The sequence below is a fragment of the Microcystis sp. M53598_WE2 genome, assembly GCF_030067735.1.
GTDB classification, from domain to species: Bacteria; Cyanobacteriota; Cyanobacteriia; order Cyanobacteriales; family Microcystaceae; genus Microcystis; species Microcystis aeruginosa.
Genome location: NZ_JASJFE010000372.1, coordinates 1 through 6,699, shown reverse-complemented (window position 1 = coordinate 6,699; position 6,699 = coordinate 1). Strand labels below are relative to the sequence as shown.

Sequence of the window (6,699 nt, the reverse complement as noted above, 5' to 3'; positions counted from 1 at the left end):
GTTGTAAAACTCGCTCTTCCTCCCGAATAATTTTTTCTCTCCCCACTAGGGACGGAACCCAGCCAGCAGCTTCTCCCTGTCCAGAAAAAGCTTTTAAAACTTCTATTTCGCCAGCAGCATTTTCTCCTAACAAAATTCCATACATTTTACCTTCAGGATTGGTGATAGTTGTCATCAAATCTTGGGCAATTTTTTCAGCCAAAAGAGTGCGGGGCAAGCGCAATAACTCGCCCGTTTCGGGACAAATTCCTTGATAATAATAAGTAACTTCCTTCACTATTTAAGAACAGGAAAAGGGGCCAGAGATACCCCTAAGAAAAACAATTGGCAAAGAAATCAATAGTTTCCTGTAAAGCGACAATAAAGCGATCGATTTCTTCTCGGGTATTATAAAAATATAGACTTGCCCGCGCGCTGCCGGAAGCATCAAAAAAGCGGTGTAGAGGTTGGGTACAGTGATGACCGGAGCGAATAGCGATTCCTTCCTGGTCTAATAAAGTGGCTAAATCACTAGCATGAATCCCTTCCACATTAAAGGCGGCTAAACTAGCCCGACCTTGGCCTGTTAAACTAGGTGGCGGCCCGTAAATTCTTAAACCCTCAATTTCTCCTAATTTTTTGAACAAATGGGCGGTTAATTCTTCTTCGTAGGCATGAATATTATCCATCCCTAAACCCCTTAAATATTCTACCGCAGCACCGAGGGCAATCGCTTCGCCAATAGCGGGGGTTCCAGCTTCAAATTTGTGGGGCAGTTCGGCACAGGTAAAATGGTCTAAATAGACTTCCGCAATCATTTCGCCACCACCAAAAAAGGGCGGCATTGCCTCTAAAATAGCCTCTTTGCCGTACAAAAATCCAATACCGGTGGGGGCGCACATTTTATGACCACTAGCCACCAACCAATCACAATCTATGGCCTGCACATCAATGGCTAAATGGGGGACACTTTGACAGGCATCAATTAATACTTTCGCACCGACTTGATGGGCAAGGCTGACTATTTCGGCAACGGGATTAATACAGCCTAATGTATTAGAAACATGAAGGACAGCAACTAATTTAGTTTTGTCAGATAACAAAGATTTATATTGTTCTAAATCAAAGCTTTCTTCGCTGGTTAATGGCACATATTTAATCACTGCCCCCGTCTTTTGGCAGACAATTTGCCAGGGGATTAAATTACTGTGGTGTTCCATGACCGAGAGAATAATTTCATCCCCTGCTTTCAGGGTATTTAACGCCCAACTGTAGGCGACTAAATTAATCGCTTCCGTGGCGTTGCGAGTATAGACAATTTCCTGACGAGAAGCGGCATTAATAAACCTAGCCACCTTATCTCTGGCTCCTTCGTAGGCTTCCGTTGCCCGGACACTTAAAGTATGCGCCCCCCGATGCACATTAGCGTTATCTTTTTCGTAATAGTTTCGCAGGGTTTCTAATACTTGAATGGGTTTTTGGGAAGTGGCGGCACTATCGAGATAGATAAGGGGTTTATCGTGTACGGTTTGATGGAGGATAGGGAAATCGGCGCGGACTTTTTGGGCGAGGGTTTTTTCTTGGATAATTGTCATTTTAGTCAGGAGTCAGAGGGGTACTTTGGGCAGGTTGACACCCACCCCGGTAGAGTTATTCCACACTGCGACAGGCGACGCATTGCCCCAATCTTTGGCGGAGGGATTCTAGAGGAATTTTAGCTAAAATCTCGGCCGAGAAAGCATCAATTAACAAACTGCGGGCGGTGTCGGTGCTTAAGCCCCGGCTTTGCAGATAGAATAAATCATCGGCTTCCAGTTGGCTAACGGTTGCCCCGTGGGAACATTTGACGTTATCGGCGGTAATTTGTAATTCGGGTTTGGTGTTGACTCGTGCCTTGTTAGAAATTAACAAATTCCGATTTAACTGGGAGGCGTTGGTTAATTGGGCGGGTTTGGGAACAAACACTTTACCATTAAAGATGGCGTGAGCGCTACCATCAACGATACATTTATGCAGTTGGTTGGCGATGCCGTGGGGATGGTTGAGATAGATGGCGCTGTGGGTATCGGCGGTTTGTTGTCCGGTAATCATGGCTAATCCGTGCAGATTTGTCTCGGTTTGTTCTCCTTTTTGCAGGATATCGAGGTTATGACGGCAGAGTTTAGCTCCTAGATTTATCTCGTTGAGAGTGTAACGGCTATCGCGCCCTTGTTCAATTATCGTGCGTCCGATGTGAAAACCATCTCCCGATTCCCGTTGTACTCTGGTATGGATGACCTCGGCGTTGGCTTCGAGGTAAATTTCCGTGACAGCGTTGGTGAAATAAGAGTAATTTACAGGTAAATCGGAGCAATGTTCGGCTAAAGCCCCGTAATTCTCGATAATATTGACACTGGCTCCCGTTTCCGCCACGATTAGGCTATGGGGCTGATAAAAGCGGGGAATTTCCTCCACAACGGTGATAAATAGGAGATGTATGGGAGTTGTGACGACGGTGTTAGCGGTGACGTGAATTACTGCCCCATCGCTTAGTCCAGCTTGGTTGAGTGCGGTAAAAAATTCGGGGGTTTTTTCTTTCCCTAGATAGTTGACAAGAACATCTTTTTGTGCATTGGCAAGATTGCTGACGCTGACACCAGGGGGTAAAGCGGAGATATCGGACAATTCAGGCTGATAAATGCCGTTAACGAAGACTATACGGCTGTTTTTGGCTTCGGGCAGCAAAAAGGTAGCGAGGGCATTTTTATCGATTGTAACGGTTTGGGGAGCGCGAAAATCGATCGCCCAGAGTTGACTTAAATCGGTGAATTGCCATTCTTCGTCTTTTCTGCCAGGGATGGCTAATTCGTGAGCTTTACTGGCTCCCGATTCTCTTAATTCGAGAATTTTACTGTTATCGACAGTGGGAACCGTTTCTCGCGACAATTTTAACAATAATTCTCCTGATTGTTCAGGTTTCGTGATTATGGCTGTCATTGGTAGGAGGGTGTGGGGTGTAGGGTGTGGGGTGTGGGGTGTAGGGTGTGGGGTGTAGGGTGTAGGGTGTGGGGTGTAGGGTGTAGGGTGTGGGGTGTAGGGTGTGGGGTGTAGGGTGTGGGGTGTGGGGAGAATAAGTAAAAATAATCTCCTGACTCCTGCCTCCTGACTCCTGACTCCCCAGACTACTGATAACTGATAGCTAGATTACTTAACGGCTAATAATTGTTCATCGAGGAAATCGTAGCCAGTTCTTTCTAATTCGAGGGCTAATTCTTTACCGCCACTGGTGACAATGCGCCCATCGTACATAACATGAATAACATCGGGTTCAATGTAGTTGAGCAGACGCTGATAGTGAGTGATAAGTAAAAAAGCGTTATCGGGGGTAGCTAAGTGATTGACTCCCTGGGCAACAATTCGCAAAGCATCGATGTCTAAACCGGAGTCAATTTCATCGAGAATTCCTAAAGTAGGTTCTAATAAGGCCATTTGGAGGATTTCATTACGTTTTTTCTCGCCACCGGAGAAACCTTCGTTTAAACTTCTGCCAAGAAAGCTAGGATTCATCTGAACAACTTCTAGTTTTTTCTCGACTAATTCCTCAAAGTCAAAACTATCTAATTCTTCCGAGCCTAAATATTTTTGTCGGGCATTATAGGCAACGCGAAGAAAATCGAGGTTACTAACGCCGGGGATTTCTAGGGGATATTGGAAAGCGAGAAAGATACCCATAAGCGCTCGTTCATCGGGTTCTTTGTCTAAAAGATTTTCACCTTTATAAATTATTTCTCCCCCAGTTACTTCATAATCGGGATGTCCAGCGATTACTTTGGAAAAGGTGCTTTTTCCTGAGCCATTGCGCCCCATAATTGCGTGGGTTTCCCCTGCTTTAATTTCGAGGTTAACTCCTTTAAGAATCTGGTTTCCATCAATACTAGCGGTCAGATTGTTTACCGATAAAATTACTTCACTCATGAGATGTTTTTCTAGAACAAAAATATTAGTTTTTGAGGTTGACGGCGAATCATCAATTGATGGATAAATTGTCTTAGCTTTTGGTGGGTTACGGCTATCGCCTAACTTAGCTTTTGGTGGGTTACGGCTATCGCCTAACTTAGCTTTTGGTGGGTTACGGCTATCGCCTAACCCACCCTACTTTACTACTTTACTGATTATCCGACGGTTCCTTCTAGCTTGAGACTGAGGAGTTTATCAGCTTCAGCGGCGAATTCCATCGGTAATTTACTGAGGACATCCTTACAGAAACCACTGACTAACATAGAGACAGCATCTTCTTCGGAAATACCCCGTTGTGCGAAGTAGAATAATTGGTCTTCACCGATTTTAGAAGTAGAAGCTTCGTGTTCTACTTTAGCACTGTTGTTATCCACCTGAATATAGGGAAAGGTGTTAGCTTCAGCATTATCTCCAATCAGCATAGAATCACACTGGGAGTAATTTCTTGCTCCCTTGGCTTTCGGTCCCATTTTCACTAAACCGCGATAACTATTTTGGGAGTTACCCGCAGAAATTCCCTTAGAAATAATCGTACTCTTGGTGTTGCGGCCAATGTGAATCATTTTCGTACCTGTATCGGCCTGTTGTTTGTTATTAGTTAGGGCAATTGAGTAGAATTCCCCGACGGAATTATCGCCGACTAAGACACAACTGGGATACTTCCAAGTAATTGCCGAACCAGTTTCCACCTGCGTCCAAGAAATCTTAGAATTAACTCCTTTACACAGACCCCGTTTAGTGACGAAATTGTAAATACCTCCCTTCCCATTGGCATCGCCAGCGTACCAATTTTGTACCGTCGAATATTTAATATCCGCATTATCGAGGGCGACTAATTCCACGACGGCGGCATGAAGTTGATTACTATCGTACATCGGAGCAGTGCAACCTTCTAAATAACTTACCGATGCCCCTTCCTCAGCGACAATTAAAGTTCTTTCAAATTGTCCCGTCTCACCGTTATTAATCCGAAAATAGGTGGACAATTCCATCGGACAGACGACACCTTTGGGTATAAAAACAAAGGAACCATCGCTAAAAACGGCCGAATTAAGAGCGGCAAAATAATTATCACCCACGGGGACTACACTGCCGAGATATTTCTGCACTAAGTCGGGATGTTCCTGTAAAGCTTCCGAAATAGAACAGAAGATAACCCCCTGTTCTGCTAGTTTTTCTTTAAAAGTTGTGGCGATAGAAACGCTGTCAAAGATAGCATCGACGGCCACGTTAGACAGGCGTTTTTGTTCCGAAAGGGGAATGCCTAATTTTTCAAAGGTTTCGATTAAAGTGGGGTCAACTTCTTCCAGACTGTTGAGTTTTTCTTTTTTCTGTTTGGGTGCAGAGTAGTAGATAATATTTTGATAATCAATGGCAGGATAGGAAACGTGCGGCCAACTGGGTTCGGTCATCTTTTGCCATTGATGGTAGGCCCGGAGACGAAAATCGAGCATGAATTCCGGTTCCTTCTTTTTCGCTGAAATTAGGCGAATAATCTCCTCATTTAAACCGCGGGGGATGGTTTCCGATTCGATATCGGTGATGAAACCGTACTTGTAGGGTTGGTTAACGAGATTTTTAACGGTGGTTGCACTCATGGGGGTTAGTGTTCTCTCTACGCGGTAGGCAGGGGCGGCAGTTAAACAACAATAAAGTTGTTTAAATTGATTATATAATAGATTAACAACAAAGCTGTTGTCAAAGTCACGGAAAATTTCAGAGGATGCTGGTAAACCTCTGTTATTCAGGTTACTCTGTAGGGGTAATTGGCCGCTCCTTGACCCTCAGCAATTGTACGCTAAAGCCTCTGTTTTTGGTATCATGACCACGACTCAACCCGCCTCGACGAAAGACGATATTCTGCAATATTTGCTCAAAAACGGTCAATCTACCGCCCAAGACTTGGCTGAGGAGTTAAGTATTAGTCCGCAAGCGACGCGCCGCCATCTTAAGGATTTGGAGGAGGAAGGACTGATAGAATATTTTGCCGTACAAAATAAGATAGGACGGCCCCAGCACATTTATCGTCTCAGTCGTCAAGGTCGTGGCCGTTTTCCCCATAATTACGATAATTTCGCCGTTTCTTTCCTCAATACTCTCGTGGAGACGGTGGGAGAGCAACAGGTGGGGGAAATTCTCAAAAAACAGTGGCAACGCAAAGCGGCAGAATATCAATTGCGCCTCGGGAAGGGGTCTTTAGGGGAAAGAATGAGAAAATTGCTGGAAATTCGCCAAGAGGAGGGTTATATGGCAGAATTAGTGGCACTGGAAGCAGAAAATAGTTATGTCCTGGCCGAGCATCATTGCGCTATTGCTGAGGTGGCTGGTTCTTATCCCAGTATCTGTGGCCATGAATTAGAAATGTTTGCGATGCTGCTTCCCGATTGTACGATCGAACGGACTCACTGGATCAATCAAGGTGAGCAACGATGTGGTTATCTAATTAAGTGCAAGGGATGACAGAGAAAGATTAGTTATCTCTAGACTACCAGCTGCTGTTCCGGCGTTCCCTAAAACCAGAGATTTCCTACCTTGCCATTAAGACAACTGCTATAAGAAAATAGTCATCGGAGAGCCAGTTGTCTACAAATTAGTGCCTAAAAAGCTTGACATATAGATAATTATTTCCTAAGATGAACTGGTTTGGCTCTCTTGGATTTGGTGGGTAAAATGTATTCTAAGATACAGTCCTGCTGGCGAGGGAGTGGAAGGAACCACAGAGAC

At 44.6% G+C, this 6,699-nt stretch carries 5 protein-coding genes and 1 pseudogene; 1 reads left to right on the top strand and 5 read right to left on the bottom strand.

Going from position 1 to position 6,699, the window contains the following annotated elements; translation table 11 throughout:
• The 5 genes and pseudogenes from PX636_RS08030 to sufB all read right to left on the bottom strand — a co-directional run.
• Positions 1–277, bottom strand: a pseudogene (locus PX636_RS08030) (RluA family pseudouridine synthase); the annotation flags it as partial.
• Between the two features lie 34 nt (positions 278–311).
• Positions 312–1,574 (bottom strand): SufS family cysteine desulfurase, encoded by a 1,263-nt coding sequence (locus PX636_RS08025; protein ID WP_288116692.1) that lies wholly within the window; start codon positions 1,572–1,574, stop codon positions 312–314.
• A 55-nt stretch (positions 1,575–1,629) separates the two neighbouring features.
• Positions 1,630–2,955 (bottom strand): Fe-S cluster assembly protein SufD, encoded by a 1,326-nt coding sequence (gene sufD / locus PX636_RS08020; protein ID WP_288116691.1) that lies wholly within the window; start codon positions 2,953–2,955, stop codon positions 1,630–1,632.
• A 207-nt stretch (positions 2,956–3,162) separates the two neighbouring features.
• Positions 3,163–3,933 (bottom strand): Fe-S cluster assembly ATPase SufC, encoded by a 771-nt coding sequence (sufC, locus tag PX636_RS08015; protein WP_288116690.1) that lies wholly within the window; start codon positions 3,931–3,933, stop codon positions 3,163–3,165.
• Between the two features lie 197 nt (positions 3,934–4,130).
• Positions 4,131–5,573: a Fe-S cluster assembly protein SufB gene (gene sufB / locus PX636_RS08010; RefSeq protein WP_002783201.1), complete on the bottom strand. Its 1,443-nt coding sequence runs from the start codon at positions 5,571–5,573 to the stop codon at positions 4,131–4,133.
• Between the two features lie 223 nt (positions 5,574–5,796).
• On the opposite strand from sufB, the gene sufR reads away from it, so the two are divergent.
• Positions 5,797–6,435, top strand: a complete 639-nt coding sequence (gene sufR / locus PX636_RS08005) for an iron-sulfur cluster biosynthesis transcriptional regulator SufR (RefSeq protein ID WP_012265479.1) — start codon at positions 5,797–5,799, stop codon at positions 6,433–6,435.
• Positions 6,436–6,699 lie beyond the last annotated feature (264 nt).